The organism is Phenylobacterium sp. (genome assembly GCF_035944335.1).
GTDB lineage: Bacteria > Pseudomonadota > Alphaproteobacteria > Caulobacterales > Caulobacteraceae > Phenylobacterium.
This window is the reverse complement of sequence record NZ_DASZBG010000044.1, coordinates 1-15392: the sequence shown is the minus strand read 5'-3', so window position 1 is coordinate 15392 and position 15392 is coordinate 1. Positions and strand designations below refer to the sequence as shown.

The window sequence follows — 15392 nt, the reverse complement described above, 5'->3', positions numbered from 1 at the left end:
GCTACGCGCAGGGCTGGCCGCTCTATGAGGCCCGCCACGACATCCCCGAGCTCGGCGCCCCGAGGCCCGACCTGCCGTTCCCGCAGTGGCGCGGCGAGGATCTCGCGGGCAAGCGGCTGTTGATCTTCGGGGAGCAGGGGTTCGGCGACCAGATCATGTTCGCCCGCTTCGCCCCCTGGCTGGCGGCGCGCGGCGCCGAGGTCACCCTGCTGTGCAATCCCTTGCTGGAGCGGCTGTTCGGCGCGCTGGGCGTGGCCGTCCGGGCGATGAGCGGTCGGGTGGAATTCCCCGATCCCGACGCCTGGGTCGCCTCCGGCGACGTCGCGGGCCGCGCCGGCGTCACGCTCGAGACACTGCCCAACGCGGCCTATCTGCGCGGCGCGGCGCGAAGCTCGGGTGGCATAGGCGTCGCTGCGCGCGGCAATCCCCGGCACGCCAACGACGCCAACCGTTCGCTGCCGCCTGAGCAGGCCGCGCGCCTGCTCGCCTTGCCCGGCGCCCTCGACCTCGATCCGGCGGCGACGCGGGCCGGCGATTTCCAGGACACCGCCGACCTGATCGCCGGCCTCGACCTGGTGATCTCCGTGGACACCTCGGTGGCGCACCTGGCCGCCGCCATGGGCAAGCCCGTATGGATCCTGATCCCCACCCTGATGACCGACTGGCGCTGGGGCGAGGCGGGCGAGACCACGCCCTGGTATCCCACCGCGCGGCTGCGGCGGCAGCCCGCGCCCGGCGACTGGGCTTCGGTGATCGACGCGGTCGAGGCCGAACTCAGGTGACGGCGGCGCGCTGGCGGTACTCTTCGCGGTCATAGGCGCGGCTGGCCAGCACCTGCGCCAGGATGTCCACGGCGTCCCACACCTCGGCGAACCGGGTGAACAGGGGCGAAAATCCGAACCGCAGCACGTCGGGCGCACGGAAGTCGCCGATCACGCCGCGGGCGATCAGCGCCTGGACCATGGCGTAGCCGTCCGGATGGGTCAGGGAGACGTGCAGGCCGCGATCCTTCGCACGGCGGGGGCTCGCGAGTTTGAGCGCCGGGCAGTGCGCCTCGACGAGTGCGATGAACAGGTCCGACAGCGCCCCGCCCTTGGCCTCCGCCGCGGCCCGGTCGACGGACAGATGCAGGTCGATGCCCGCCTCCAGCGCCGCGAGGCTGAGGATCGGCGGGGTGCCGGTGGTGAGCGCCCGGATGTCCGGGGCCGGGCGGTGGACGTCCTCGAAGGCGAAGGGCTCGGCGTGACCCAGCCAGCCGGTCAGGGGCTGGCGGATGGCCGCCAGATGCCGCTCGGCCACGAACAGGAAGGCCGGCGCCCCCGGCCCGCCGTTCAGGTGCTTGTAGCCGCAGCCGACGGCCAGGTCGGCCCGGGCGCCGTTCAGGTCGACCGCCACGGCGCCGGCGCTGTGGCTGAGGTCCCAGAGCGCCAGCGCGCCCTTGGCGTGCGCCGCGGCCGTCACCGCCGCCATGTCCCAGCGGCGCGACGAACGATAGTGCACATGGGTCAGCACCAGGGCCGCCACGTCCTCGTCGAGGGCGTCCAGCAGCTCCGCCTCCGGCACGATCTTGAGCCGCGCCCGATCGCCCAGCAACTCGGAGAGGCCCTGCAGGATATGCAGGTCGGTGGGGAATTCGCCCGCCTGGGCCAGCAGGGTGCTGCGCCCGGGCCGCAGCGAGAGCGCGCCGGCCGCCAGCTTGAACAGGTTCACCGAGGTCGAGTCGGCCACCGCGACCTCGTGCGGCTGGGCGCCGATCAGGCCGGCGATCTTGGCCCCCACCCGCAGCGGCGCCTCCATCCAGCCGTTGGTGTTCCAGCTGGTGATCAGGTCGCGGCCCCACTCGGCGGCGGCGGTCTCCGACAGCCGCGCCAGGGCCATCTTCGGCGGCGGGCCCAGGGAGTTGCCGTCCAGGTAGATCAGCCCGTCCGGCAGCACGAAGGCGTCGCGGAAGCGGGCCAGCGGATCGGCGGCGTCCATCGCCAGGGCCTCGGCGCGGGTCAGGTTCACGCCGCGAGCTCCCGCAGCACCGCCCGCACCGGCGAGGCGTCGAGGCCCTCCAGCGGCAAGGGCAGGGCGATCAGCTCGTAGTCGCCGAACGGGACGTCATCGAGCACCAGCCCCTCGAGGATCGACATACCGGCCCGGCGGATCGCGTTGTGGGCCGGCAGGTCCTTGGAGGTCTCCGGGTCCATGGAGGGCGCATCGGCGCCGATCAGCACCACGCCCAGGTCCGCCAGCGCCTCCACCAGCTCGGCCGAGACCGCCGTGAAGTCCGACACCCAGCGGTCGTGCGGGAAGGCCTGGAAGGTGCGCAGCAGCACCCGCGGCGGCGGATCGGCGAGCGCCGCGGCCACGTCGCGCGGCCGCACCGCGCCCCGGGCGCCGCGGGCGTCCACCACCCGGCAGGGACCGAGATAGCGCCGAAGGTCCAGCGCCTCGGCCGTCACGCCATGGGGATCGTAGTGGCGCGGCGCATCGGCGTGCGCGCCCGAATGGGTCGAGAAGGTCACCTTCGACACCTGTACCGGCGTCGCCTCGTGGGTCCAGGTCGCCTCGGCCTGGAACGCGGTGTCGCCCGGCCAGACGGGGAGCGCGGCGCGCAGCGGTTGCGAGATGTCCCAGAGCCTGGTCACGCCCGATCAATAGGGCGCGCCGGCCCGCCCCGGAAGGGCTGACGCGGCGCACGCCGCCGTGCTTAGATCGGGCTTTCATCGATCGTGCGGGCGCCAAGACCCGCGGGGGGAATTTCAGATGCGCCATTTCACACCGCTGACCGTGGCCTCGGCCCTTGTGCTGTCGATGGCCGTCGCGCCTGCCCTGGCGCAGACCGCAGCCAGGCCCGCCGCCGCGGCCCCGGCCGCCAAGCCCGCCAAATGGCCCGGCCTGCCGCCCGGCGCGGTCGAGGAAATCGCCGTCATGCGCGACGGGACGAAGCTCGCGGCCAACGTCTTCAAGCCGGCCGGCCCGGGGCCCTGGCCGGTGGTCATGACCCGCACGCCCTACCTCAAGGACGGCCGCATCGATCCGGAGAAGGACCCCAAGGGCGTCAAGCTTCGCGAGGCCCTGGTCAAGCAGGCCAGGCGCTACACCGACGCCGGCTATGTCTTCGTGTACCAGGACGTGCGCGGCAAGGGCCGTTCACAGGGCTTCTACGCGGCCTTCGAGAACGACGTGGAAGACGGCTACGACAGCGTCGAATGGGCCGCCGCCCGGCCCTGGAGCAACGGCAAGGTCGGCCTCTCCGGCGGCTCGGCCATGGGCATCACCTCCGACGAGGCCGCCATGGCCGCCCCGCCGCATCTGCTGGCCGCCTATGTCGTCGTGGCGCCCTACGACCTGATGCAGAACTCCTACATGGGCGGCGTCCTGAAGGAGAAGGACGTGCTCGGCTGGCAGAAGGGGCAGGGGGTCTCCGACGCGGTGCTCGACACCAGCCGCCGCCGGGTCGTCGACGACGTGTTCTGGAACCGCGGCGCCATGAGCGAGAACCGCAAATACATCCGCATCCCGATCTACAACGTCGGCGGCTGGTACGACATCTTCAACCACGGCAACATCTCGAACTTCGAGTACCTGCAGAACCACGGCGCCCAGGGCGCGCGCGGCAACCAGAAGCTCTACATGGGCCCCTTCGGTCACGGGAACCTGTCGGGCAACCTCGAGTATCCGGGGCTCGATCGCCTCTCGCTGGGCGGCGACCAGGAGATCCGCTGGTTCGACTACTGGCTGAAGGGGATCGACAACGGCATCATGGCCGAGCCGCCGGTCAGCTATGTGATGATGGGCCCCGCCGAGAAGGGCGCCTATTCGCCCAAGAACCGCATCCTGCACGCCGCCAACTGGCCGCCCGCCTACCGCGAGGTGCGCTACTACCTGACGCCCGACAAGGCGCTGACCCCGAAGCCCCCGACGGTGACCGAGGCCAAGCTCGCCTATGACGACGATCCGGCCAATCCCGTGCCGACGGTCGGCGGCGCCAACCTCACCTTCGAGCGCGGGCCCATGGATCAGCGGGCGATCCCGGCCCGGCCGGACTACCTGCGCTTCACTACCCCCGTGCTCGACCGCGACGTGGTGGTCACCGGCCCGGTGAAGGTCGAGCTCTATGGCGCCACCGACGGCCCCGACACCGACTTCATGGCCAAGCTGGTGGATGTGTATCCAGATGGCTATGAGGCGCTGGTCCTCGACGCCCCGATCCGCGCCCGCTTCCGGAACGGCCGCATGCCCGACCAGGTGAAGCCGATGACGCCCGGCGCGCCGGAGGAGATGATCATCGACCTATGGTCGACGGCGCTCACCTTCGAGAAGGGCCACCGCATCGCCCTGCACGTGACCTCGACCAACAGCCCGCGCTTCGCGGTCAATCCGAACACCGGCGAGCCAGAGGGCGGCCACGCCCTGACGCCGCGGGTGGCGAGGAACAGCGTCTACATGGACGCCGCCCACCCCTCGGCGCTGGTCCTGCCGGTGGTCTATCCGGACGAAGGGAAGTAGCCGGCCGCCGAGGGGCTGAAATATAGCTTGGCAATGTGTCCGATGATGCTTGTCGCAGGCGGGCCATCGGTATCCAATGGCGCCCTGACCAGGGACGGGACCCCATGGCCAAGAAGGCGGCAACCGACCGTGCGAAGAAGGCGGCGCTCGACAAGGCGTTACGCGGCATGTTCGGCCGGCTGCAGGGTCGTCCCGTTTCGGACCGGCTGATGTCGATCGTCGATCAGCTGGAGGCGGCGGATCGGCCGCCGCTCAAGAAGACCAAGAGCGCCTAGACCTGCCGCTCATCCCGGCGAAGGCCGGGACCCAGATCGCGAACTCAAATGCAACTTGCACTCGCTCGGCGCTGTTCGAGACAGCCCCTGGACCATTCCATCTGGATCCCGGCCTTCGCCGGGACGAGCGGGGGGCGTCAGGCCCGGCCGGCGACCGTCATGGTCTCGAGCGCCATCACGTCAGTGGCGTCTTCGGCCTCCATGATCTTCAGGAGGCGCGCGCGGGCGCGGTTCACCCGGCTCTTGATGGTGCCGAGCGCGCAGTTGCAGATCTCGGCCGCCTCCTCGTAGGAGAGCCCCGCCGCGCCCACCAGGATCAGGGCCTCGCGGTGCTCGTCGGGCAGCTGCTGCAGGGCCGCCTGCAGCGAATGCATGGCGACGCTCCAGTCCTGGGTCGGCGCGGAGCGCAGGGTGCTGGCGTACTCGCCCGTTTCGTCGCGCACCTCGCGGCGGCGGCGCAGCACGGCGGTGTAGTAGGTGTTGCGCAGGATCGTGAACAGCCAGGCCCGCAGGTTGGTCCCCGGCTCGAACTTGTCGCGATTGGTCCAGGCCTTGATCAAGGTGTCCTGCACGAGATCGTCGGCGTCGGAGCCGTTGTGGCTCAGCGACCAGGCGAAGGCTCGCAGCGCCGGTATCAGCCCGACGACTTCGTCCCGCCAACTGGACGGCGCGTCCATGCTTGCCCTCATTCGACCCGAGCGGGCCATCTACTACAGCTCTCCAGCGGTGCGAGAACGCGCCCCTTCACCATCCGTTCCGGGGTTTCGAAAGGTGGAATCCGGGGGCTTTTCCCGGAACGCCGCTGTTGCCACAGCGTTGGCGGCAGCTTGGCCGATTAGGATTGGCGTCGCCCTTGAATTGCAGCAGGGGCGAGCGCACGTGGGGACGGGAGGTCGTTCATGACCCAAGGGGAGAAGCCCGCCGGGCTCGCGTCGCGGCAGGATACGTCGCAGGCGCTGGCGCGCTATCAGGCGGTCCGGCAGGCCACCGCGGCCCTGACCCGCGCCCTGACGCCCGAGGACCAGCAGGCGCAGTCGATGGCTGACGCCAGCCCCGCCAAGTGGCACCTGGCGCATACCACCTGGTTCTGGGAGACCTTCCTGCTGGAACCGCGGCTGGCGGCATACCGGCCTTTCGATCCGCGCTTCGCCTATCTGTTCAATTCCTACTACGAGGCGCTGGGCCCGCGGCAGCCGCGGCCCGAGCGCGGCCTCATCACCCGGCCCTCGGTCGACGACGTCATCGCCTATCGCGCCCATGTGGACGAGGCGATGGCCCGTCTGCTGGCCGGCGACCCGGCGGACTACGCCGACCTGCTCGATCTCGGTCTGGCCCATGAGGAGCAGCATCAGGAACTGATCCTGATGGACATCCTGCACCTGTTCGCCGCCTCGCCGCTCAAGCCCGCCTATGCGCCGCCCCGCGGCCGCCAGCCGGGCTCGGCCGCCCCGCCCCTTGGGTTTGTCGGGTTCCCCGGCGGGCTGGTGGAGATCGGCCATGGCGGCGAAGACTTCGCCTTCGACAACGAAACCCCGCGCCACAAGGCCTGGCTGGAGCCGTTCCAGCTCGCCGACCGGCTGGTGACCAATGGTGAGTGGCTCGCCTTCATGGCCGACGGCGGCTACGCCCGGCCCGAGCTCTGGCTGTCCGAAGGCTGGGCGCGCGCCCGCGAGGAGGGCTGGACCAGCCCCCTCTACTGGGAGCCGTCGGACGGCGGCTGGTCGGCCATGACCCTGCACGGCCTGCGCCCCATCGATCCCGCCCAGCCGGTCAGCCATGTCAGCTTCTACGAGGCCGACGCCTACGCCACCTGGGCCGGCGCCCGCCTGCCAACCGAGACGGAGTGGGAGCACGCCGCGGCGGGCCTTCCCGTCACCGGCAACCTGCTGTCGTCGGGCCGCCTCGAGCCCACGCCCGCGCCGGGCGGCGAGGGGCTGCGCCAGATGTTCGGCGACCTCTGGGAATGGACCCGCAGCGCCTATTCGCCCTACCCCGGCTTCAAGCCCGCGGGCGGGGCGGTCGGCGAGTACAACGGCAAGTTCATGGCCGGCCAGTTCGTGTTGCGCGGCGGCGCCTGCGTCACCCCCGGCGGCCACGTGCGGGCGAGCTATCGCAACTTCTTCTATCCGCAGCAGCGCTGGATGTTTTCAGGCGTGCGCCTGGCCCGCGACGGCATGGAGGCGCGCGCCGAGGCCGACGCCGGCTTCGAGGCCGACGTCCTGGCCGGCCTATCCAGGCCGCAGAAGGCGCTGGCGCCCAAGTACTTCTACGACGCCGAGGGCTCGCGCCTGTTCGAGGCGATCACCGAGCTGCAGGAATACTATCCGACCCGCACCGAGCTCGCCCTGCTGCGCACCCACGCCCGCGAGATCGCCGAGGTCATCCCGGACGGCGCGGCCCTCGTCGAATTCGGCTCCGGGGCCAGCCTCAAGACCCGCGTCCTGCTGGACGCCGCGCCGCAGGTGGCGACCTACGCGCCCATCGACATCAGCGCCGCGGCGCTCGCCGCGGCCTCCGACGCGCTGGCCCGCGACTATCCCGGCCTGACGGTCGCCCCGCTGCGCGAAGACTTCACCCGGGCCCTGCAGCTGCCCGCCGCCGCCGCCGGACGACCCGTCGTGGGGTTCTTCCCCGGCTCGACCATCGGCAACTTCTCCCCGGAAGACGCCACGCGCTTCCTGGCCGGCGCGCGCCGCCTGCTGGGCGAGGGCGCGACCTTCCTGGTGGGCATCGACCTGGTGAAGCCGGAGCGCGAGCTGACAGCCGCCTACGACGATCGGGTGGGCGTCACCGCCGCCTTCAACAAGAACCTGCTGGCGCGGATGAACCGCGAGCTGGGCGGGGATTTCGATCTGGAGGCCTTCGCGCACAAGGCGGTGTGGAACGCCGCGGCGAGCCGCATCGAGATGCACCTCGAAAGCCTCGCCGACCAGGAGGTCCTAGTGGCGGGCGGGCGGTTCTCGTTCCGGAAGGGGGAGACCCTGCACACGGAGAACTCCTACAAGTTCACCATCGAGGGGTTCGCCAGGCTGGCGCAGGCCGCCGGCTGGAAGCTCCAGCGGGAGTGGCGTTCTACCACCCCCGCCTTCGCGGTCGTTCTGTTGAAAGGCTAGCCTTCCCGCGTTCCGCGGGTGCGGCCGCCGCCGCGCGAGGCTTCGCCGCCTTTGCGGCCGGCCGAGGCCGCGAGGTCGCGGTCCTTGGCGAAGCTGCGCTTCTCGCCGGGCACGCTGGCGCCGCCCTTGCGGGCGATCTCGCGTCGACGTTCGGGGTTCATGGCGGCGAACCCTCGGCGGGCGCGCGGCTTTCCGGTATCCATGCTGGGCATCAGTCAAGCTCTCCAAGTCGGGCGTGGCAGGTCGAGCGAGACGCGCTTCGGTCGCTGGTCATGCGGCCGCAGTGTTCAGGACGCGTGTCACGGCGTCCCGACGGAAGGGCTTGTTGGCTGTTGTTTTCCGTCTTGAACATGGCGTCTCACTAGGTTGCGGTCTGGCTAACCATTGAGACGCAGCCAAGGTTGCGTCGCGTCACACGCGAGTTGTCGTCACGCCCGAGTGATCGGACGCGGCATCGTTCGGAGGATGGGGGCGTCTAGAGGGGCAGCTGCACCCGCGCGGTGAGCCCGCCGCCGCGCCGGTTGACCAGGGCCACGTCGCCGCCGTGGCCGCGCGCGATGGAGCGCACGATGGCCAGGCCCAGGCCCGCGCCCCCGGTCTGGCGGTTGCGCGACGGTTCGCGCCGATAGAAGGGCTCGAAGACCCGTTCGCGGTCCTGCGCCGGGATGCCCGGACCGTCGTCGTCGATCTCCACCACGGCGTTGCCCTCGTGGCGGAACACCCGGGCGCGGGCCTGGCCGCCGAACTTCACGGCGTTCTCCAGCAGGTTGGAGAACAGCCGCCGCAGGGCCATGGGATCGCCCTCCAGCACCACCTTCTCCCCGGTCTCCACCTCGGTGGCGGCCCCGGTCTCGCTCATCTCGTCGCAGAGGCTTTCCACCAGGGAGGACAACTCCAGCGGGGTGCGCGCGCCGGGCTGGCTGGCGTCGCGCACGAAGGTCAGGGCCGCGGAGATCATCGCCTCCATCTGGTCGATGTCGGAGGCGATCTTCGCCCGCTGGTCTTCCGGCAAGGCCTCGATGCGGAAGCGCAGGCGGGTCAGCGGGGTGCGCAGGTCGTGGGCGATGGCCCCCACCATGGCCGTGCGGTCCTCGACGTAGCGGCGCAGGCGTTCCTGCATGTCGTTGAAGGCGGCCACGGCCACGCCGATCTCCGCCGAGCCGCGCATGGCCAGGGGCGGGGCGTGCGGATCGCGGCCCAGCCGCTCCGCGGCGTCGGCGAACAGCCGGATCGGGGCCGAGAGGCGGCGGGCGAAGACGAAGCTCACCGGCGCCATGGCCAGGGCCGAGAGGACGAACCAGATGCCGATCCGCTGCTGCCAGGCATCGAGGCCGAAGGCCGGTTGCGGCCGCACCTCGGTCCAGCGACCGTCCGGCCGCTTCACCGCGACCTCGAAGGGCGCCACCAGGAAGTGCTCCTCGCGCACGCCCTGGCGCTCCAGGCGATCGCGGATGGTGCGCAGCACCCGCCGGTCGGAGAAGGGGTTGCGGTCGATGCCGATGAACACCTGCTCGGGGGCGACTCCCATCGCCTTGGCCAGGTCGCCGCGCAGCTTTGGCGCGACGCGCGGGTCCAGGGGCCCGCCGGACGGGGTGTCGACGACGCGCAGCTCCAGCGGCTTGCGCTCGGCGAACGTCTGGTTCGCGCCCTTGAACGCCTGGCTGATCTCGCTGAGCCGATAGAAATCGGGCGTCGGCGGCGGCAGGTTGAAGATCAGGAGCAGGCTGATCGCCTCGGCGGCGACCAGCGTCAGCAGGGTCATGGTCAGCAGCTGGACGAACAGCGAGGCGGTCGGCCGGGCGCGCGGGAAGAGCGTCATCCTGCTTCGCTCCTGGCGGAGCTACGAAGGACCCATCCTGCGAAGCCTTGGCGAAGCAGGGTCATACCCGCCGCACCTTCGGCGTGAACATATAGCCTTCGTTGCGGATGGTGCGGATCAGGTCCTGGCCGCCGCCGTCGTCGAGCTTGCGGCGCAGCCGGCTGATCTGGACGTCGATGGCGCGGTCGAAGGCGTCGCTGTCGGGCCCGCGGGCCAGTTCCAGCAGCTGGTCGCGGGTCAGCACCCGCTGCGGCCGCTCGACGAACACCCGCAGCAGGGAGAACTCCCCGGACGACAGGTTCACCACCACGCCCTGCGGCGAGCGCAGCTCGCGGCGCACCAGGTCGAGCGCCCAGCCGGCGAATTCGCAACTGGCGCCGACGCCGGAGCCGCCGCTGCCGCGCGCCTCGGCCCGGCGCAGCACGGCGCGGATGCGGGCCAAGAGCTCACGCGGATTGCAGGGCTTGGCCAGATAGTCGTCGGCGCCCAGTTCGAGGCCGACGATGCGGTCGGTGTCCTCGCCCATGGCCGACAGCATGATGATCGGCGGGCCGCTCTCGGCCGAGGCGATGCGCCGGCAGACGGCCAGTCCGTCCTCGCCCGGCAGCATGATGTCGAGCACGATCAGGTCGACCGGGCCGCGCTCCAGCGCCTGCTCCATCTCGCGCGCGTCGGCGGCGGTGGAGACCTTGTAGCCGTGCTTGCCGAGGAAGTCGGAGACCACGTCGCGGATGCCGGGGTCGTCGTCCACCATCAGGATGCGCGCGCCTGAGGTGGTCATGTCGGTCGATAGCTCCATGCGGGCATGCTTGCGGGCCCAGCGTAACACCCGGATTTCGCGTTTGAAATCACCCGGGCCCGGATGTGTTCTCGCGCATCTCGGCGAGCATCTCGTCGGCGACGAACGGATTGGTCTTACGCTCCTGGCCGAAGGTCGACATCGGTCCGTGGCCGGGGACGAAGCGCACGTCCTCGCCCAGGGGCCAGAGCTTGGTGGTGATCGCCTCGATCAGCTGGCCGTAGTTCCCGCGCGGGAAGTCCGTCCGCCCGATCGAGCCCTGGAACAGCACGTCGCCGACCTGCGCGAAGCGGCCCTCGCGGTGGAAGAAGATCACATGCCCGGGCGTGTGTCCCGGACAGTGGTAGACCTCGAACTCCGTCTCCCCCAGGGTGACCGTGTCGCCGTCGTGCAGCCAGCGGTCGGGGGTGAAGCCCCTGGCCTCCGGCATGCCCCAGCGGGCGGCCGCGGTCTCGATCTGGTCGATCCAGAAGGCGTCGTCCGGATGCGGCCCCTCGATGGGGACCCCGGTCGCTTCCTTCAGGGCGGCCGTGCCGCCGGCGTGGTCCAGGTGGCCGTGGGTGATCCAGATCTTCTCCAGGGTGAGGCCATAATGCTTGATCGCCTCGAGCAGGCGGGGGACCTCGCCGCCGGGATCGATCACCGCGGCCTTCATCGTCTTGGCGCACCAGACGATGGTGCAGTTCTGCTGCAGCGGGGTGACCGGGGCGATCACCGCGCGGATCGGCAGCTGGGGTTGGGGCGAGGCGGACAAGGGCGTTCCGTTTGCAGGCGGTGGTCGCCGTTAGAATAGGGTGCGCGGGGGAATCCACAACAAAGCCAGCAGGCTCGACGAGGCTTCGGAGACCGGAGATTGCCGGGCGCCTCCGGCGCGGCTAGCGTGCCGCCCAAGCGCTCTCCCAGGGAGAGTCGGGGAAACGAGGACCAAGCCTTATGGCGAACGCTGCAGGTATAGGGCGCATCTTCTTGCGCAAATCGGTCGGCCAGATCCAGGCCGAGCACGAACACGGGGAGCTGAAGCGCTCGCTGGGCGCGCTCAACCTGGTGCTGCTGGGCATCGGCTGCATCATCGGCACCGGCATCTTCGTGCTCACCGGTCGCGCGGCGGCGCAGTTCGCCGGCCCGGGCATCATGGTCTCCTTCGTGATCACCGGCCTGCTCTGCGCCTTCGTGGCGCTCTGCTACGCGGAACTGGCCTCGGCCCTGCCGGTCTCGGGCTCGGCCTATTCCTACACCTACGCCTCGATGGGCGAGGGGGCGGCCTGGGTCATGGGCCTGCTGCTGCTGCTCGAATACGGCCTGGCCGCCTCGACCGTCGCCGTCGGCTGGTCGGGCTATTTCGTCAGCCTGATGCACGACATCGGCTGGATCGTGCCGCCTGAGCTCACCGCCGCCCCGGAGGTGGCGGTCAAGGACATGGCCGGGACCGTCGTCGCCACCGGGGTCATGAACCTGCCGGCCATCGTGATCATCGGCCTCGTCACCCTGCTGCTGGTCCGCGGCGTCTCGGAGAGCGCGACGGTCAACAACATCATCGTGGCCATCAAGCTGACCGTGGTCATCGCCTTCATCGTCATCGGCGCGCGCTACGTCCACCCGGCGCACTGGTCGCCGCTGATCCCGGCGGAAATCCCCGCCCGGCCGCCCGGCACGGCGATGGATATCTGGCATCAGACGGGCCGCGCCCTGATGTCGGTGATCACCGGCGACACCTCCCACAAGTACGGCATCGGCGGGCTGATCCACGGGGCGGCGGTGATCTTCTTCGCCTATCTCGGCTTCGAGGCGGTCTCCACGGCCGGCGCCGAAAGCCGCAACCCGGCCAAGGACATGCCGATCGGCATCCTCGGCGCGCTGGTCATCTGCACCGTGCTCTACATCGCCACCTCGGCGGTGCTGGTGGGCATCGTGCCCTACGCCCAGCTCGACGTGCCGGCGCCCATTGCGCTCGCCACCGACATGATGGGGCTGAAGTGGTTCTCGGTGCTGGTGAAGATCGGCGCCATCGCCGGCCTGTCGTCGGTGATGCTGGTGCTGCTCTACGGCCAGACGCGGATCTTCTACACCATGAGCCGCGACGGCCTGCTGCCGCGCTCGCTGGCCACTGTGCACAAGACCTTCCGCACCCCCTGGATCAACACGATCATCGTGGGCATCGCCGCCATGGGCGCGGCGGGATTCCTGTCGCTGGACGCATTGTCGGACCTGTCGAACGTCGGCTCGCTCGCCGCCTTCGCCCTGGTCTGCATCACGGTGATCTACCTGCGGGCCAGCGAACCCGGCCTGGTCAGGCCGTTCCGCACGCCGCTGTTCCCGGCGGTGCCGATCGCCGGCGCGCTGATGTGCCTGGTGCTGCTGATGAGCCTGATGTCGACCGAAGCCACCCGGAACTTCTTCCTGATCTATCTGGCGGTCGGCATCGTCATCTACTTCCTCTACGGGATCCGCATGTCGGCGCTCGGCCGGGGCGTTGTCGTCGCCGGCGCCGAGGGCGAGCCGCGCGAGTTGCCGCACCGGGTCGGCGAGGACCCGGAGGGGCAGGGCTGAACCTGCCTCCCCTGCGACGCGGGGGAGGGGGACCACTCGCCGAAGAGCGAGTGGTGGAGGGGGCGAGCCAAGCGCACTGCGCCGGCTTGCCCCTCCCACCATCCGCTCTTCACTCCGTTCGGCGGATGGTCCCTCCTCCCCATGAATGGGACGGGTAGGTTTGGATCCCATTCTCCCCATCCATGAGGCCCTGCCGGCCCTGAAGGCCGCGCTCGCCGAGCGCAACGCCGCCGTGCTGGTCGCCCCGCCCGGCGCGGGCAAGACCACCGTGGTCCCGCTGGAGCTGCTCGGCGAGCCGTGGCGCGGCGACGGCAAGATCATCGTCCTGGAGCCCCGGCGTCTGGCCGCCCGCGCCGCCGCCGAGCGGATGGCCAGGACGCTCGGCCAGAAGGTCGGCGAGACCGTCGGCTACCGCGTGCGGATGCAGAGCCGCATCTCCGCGGCCACCCGCATCGAGGTGGTCACCGAGGGCGTCTTCACCCGCATGATCCTCGCCGATCCCGAGCTGGCCGGCGTGGCGTGCGTGATCTTCGACGAATTCCACGAACGCAGCCTCGACGCCGACCTCGGCCTGGCCCTGGCCCGCGACGCCCAGGGCCTGCTGCGCGAGGACCTGCGCCTGCTGGTCATGTCCGCCACCCTCGACGGCGCCGCGGTCGCGCGCCTGCTGGACCCAGATACTCAAGGCGGAGCGCCCGTCGTCGAAAGCCAGGGCCGCATGTTCCCGATAGAGACCCGCTACCTCGGCCGCGACGACCGGGCGCGGATCGAGGACCAGGTGGTCCGCGCCTGCGAGCGCGCGCTGGCCGAGGAGACCGGCTCCCTATTGGTCTTCCTGCCCGGCCAGGGCGAGATCCTGCGCACCGCCGAACGCCTGGCCGAGCGCCTGCGCGGCCGGCCCGAGATCGCTGTCGCGCCGCTCTATGGCGCCCTCGACCCCCGCGACCAGGACCGCGCCATCGGTCCCGCCCCGCCGGGCCAGCGCAAGATCGTGCTCGCCACCTCCATCGCCGAGACCAGCCTGACCATCGAGGGCGTGCGCGTGGTCATCGACAGCGGCCTCGCCCGCGTGCCGCGCTACGATCCGGCGAGCGGCCTCACGCGGCTGGCCACCGTCCGCGTCTCCCGCGCCGCCGCCGACCAGCGCCGCGGCCGGGCGGGCCGCACCGAGCCCGGCGGCTGCTACCGCCTGTGGGACGAGCCGGAGACCCGCTCCCTGCCGGCCTATGCCGACCCGGAGATCCTCGACGCCGACCTCTCGGGCCTGGCGCTGGACCTCGCCCGCTGGGGCGCCAGGGACCCGGCCGGCCTCGCCTTCCTCGATCCGCCGCCCGCCGCGGCCTATGCGGAGGCGCGCAGCCTTTTGATTCGCCTGGAGGCCCTGGCCCCGGACGGCGTGCTCACCCCGCACGGCCGCGCGCTCGCCGAATTCCCGCTGGCCCCGCGTCTCGCGCACATGATCCTCAAGGCCCAGGCGAGCGGGCAGGCCCCGCGCGCCGCGCGGATCGCGGCCCTCATCACCGAGCGCGGCCTGGGTGGTCGTGACGCCGACCTGCGCCACCGCCTCGAGGCCCTCGACCGCGACCGCAGCCCCCGCGGCCGCGATGCGAAGGCGTTGGCCGATCGCTGGACGGCCATGGCCGGCAAGGCCGGGTGCGCCGAACCCATCTCCGAGGGCCTGCTGCTCGCCTTCGCCTATCCGGAGCGCGTCGCCCGGCAGCGTGGCCCACAGGGCGAATTCCAGCTGGTCAGCGGCCGCGGCGCCTTTGTCGAACCCACCGATGCGCTCGCCCGCGAAACCTGGCTGGCGGTGGGCGAGCTCGGCGGCGGCAGCGTGCGCGACCGCATCCTGCTGGCCGCCCCCCTTGAGGCGGCGGAGATCGCGGCCGCCTTCGCAGACCAGCTCGAGGCGGAGGATCGGCTGGAGGAGAGCGGCGCCGGCAAGCTGCGCGCCAAGCGCATCCTGCGGCTGGGAAAGCTCACGGTCCGCGAGACCCTGGTCGACAATCCCGATCCGGCCCTGGTCGCCCAGGCGCTCGCCGACCGCGTCCGCGCCGAGGGCCTCGCCGCCCTGCCGTTCGGAGACGCGGTCCAGTCCTTGCGCCAGCGCGCGGCCTTCCTGCGCCAGACCAACCCGGCCTGGCCCGACCTGTCCGACGCCGCCCTGATCGCCCGCCTCGACGACTGGCTGGCGCCGCTGCTCACCGGCGTCCGGTCGCTCGCCGCCCTCAAGCCCGACGCCCTCGACACCGCGCTGCGCGCCCTGATCCCCTGGGACCTGCAGCGCCGCCTCGACACTGAAGCGCCCGCCCGCTGGACCGCGCCCACCGGCAATGCCTTCG

At 71.2% G+C, this 15392-nt stretch carries 13 protein-coding genes; 6 read left to right on the top strand and 7 right to left on the bottom strand.

Features of this window, described 5'->3' with window-relative positions:
* The coding region (locus VGT80_RS08495) for a glycosyltransferase family 9 protein (RefSeq protein ID WP_327454772.1) at positions 1-782 on the top strand (782 nt) is incomplete at its 5' end.
* Here VGT80_RS08495 and kynU read toward each other — a convergent pair.
* Together kynU and kynB are read right to left on the bottom strand one after the other, a co-directional pair.
* On the bottom strand, positions 775-2007 hold the full coding sequence (gene kynU / locus VGT80_RS08490; RefSeq protein WP_327454770.1) for a kynureninase: 1233 nt from the start codon (positions 2005-2007) through the stop codon (positions 775-777). The genes VGT80_RS08495 and kynU overlap by 8 nt on opposite strands.
* Complete coding sequence (gene kynB, locus VGT80_RS08485; RefSeq protein WP_327454768.1) at positions 2004-2633, bottom strand: arylformamidase; 630 nt, start codon at positions 2631-2633, stop codon at positions 2004-2006. Before kynB ends, kynU begins: the two co-directional genes overlap by 4 nt.
* 118 nt (positions 2634-2751) lie before the next feature.
* Here kynB and VGT80_RS08480 point away from each other — a divergent pair, with 118 nt between their 5' ends.
* Entirely contained in the window at positions 2752-4497 is a 1746-nt protein-coding gene (locus tag VGT80_RS08480) for a CocE/NonD family hydrolase (protein ID WP_327454766.1), read from the top strand.
* Between the two features lie 104 nt (positions 4498-4601).
* Entirely contained in the window at positions 4602-4772 is a 171-nt protein-coding gene (locus tag VGT80_RS08475; protein WP_327454764.1) for a hypothetical protein, read from the top strand.
* 137 nt (positions 4773-4909) lie between these two features.
* Here the strand turns inward: VGT80_RS08475 and VGT80_RS08470 are convergent, their stop codons facing one another.
* Complete coding sequence (locus VGT80_RS08470) at positions 4910-5449, bottom strand: sigma-70 family RNA polymerase sigma factor (RefSeq protein WP_327454762.1); 540 nt, start codon at positions 5447-5449, stop codon at positions 4910-4912.
* A 222-nt stretch (positions 5450-5671) separates the two neighbouring features.
* Here VGT80_RS08470 and egtB point away from each other — a divergent pair, with 222 nt between their 5' ends.
* Positions 5672-7885 (top strand): ergothioneine biosynthesis protein EgtB, encoded by a 2214-nt coding sequence (gene egtB, locus VGT80_RS08465; protein ID WP_327454760.1) that lies wholly within the window; start codon positions 5672-5674, stop codon positions 7883-7885.
* On the opposite strand, the gene VGT80_RS08460 is transcribed toward egtB, so the two are convergent.
* The 4 genes from VGT80_RS08460 to VGT80_RS08445 all read right to left on the bottom strand — a co-directional run bounded on the left by VGT80_RS08460 (position 7882) and on the right by VGT80_RS08445 (position 11233).
* Positions 7882-8097: a general stress protein gene (locus VGT80_RS08460; protein ID WP_327454758.1), complete on the bottom strand. Its 216-nt coding sequence runs from the start codon at positions 8095-8097 to the stop codon at positions 7882-7884. The two genes, egtB and VGT80_RS08460, sit on opposite strands and share 4 nt — an antisense overlap.
* 263 nt (positions 8098-8360) lie before the next feature.
* The gene (locus VGT80_RS08455; protein ID WP_327454756.1) at positions 8361-9704 is read right to left on the bottom strand and encodes a sensor histidine kinase; all 1344 of its coding nucleotides are present in this window, start codon (positions 9702-9704) and stop codon (positions 8361-8363) included.
* 61 nt (positions 9705-9765) lie between these two features.
* On the bottom strand, positions 9766-10503 hold the full coding sequence (locus tag VGT80_RS08450) for a response regulator (protein WP_327454754.1): 738 nt from the start codon (positions 10501-10503) through the stop codon (positions 9766-9768).
* Positions 10504-10552: 49 nt separating this feature from the next.
* Positions 10553-11233, bottom strand: coding sequence for an MBL fold metallo-hydrolase (locus VGT80_RS08445; RefSeq protein ID WP_327454775.1), 681 nt, complete (start codon positions 11231-11233; stop codon positions 10553-10555).
* Positions 11234-11469: 236 nt separating this feature from the next.
* On the opposite strand from VGT80_RS08445, the gene VGT80_RS08440 reads away from it, so the two are divergent.
* Positions 11470-13050, top strand: coding sequence for an APC family permease (locus VGT80_RS08440; protein WP_327454752.1), 1581 nt, complete (start codon positions 11470-11472; stop codon positions 13048-13050).
* Positions 13051-13219: 169 nt separating this feature from the next.
* The coding region (gene hrpB, locus VGT80_RS08435; protein ID WP_327454773.1) for an ATP-dependent helicase HrpB at positions 13220-15392 on the top strand (2173 nt) is incomplete at its 3' end.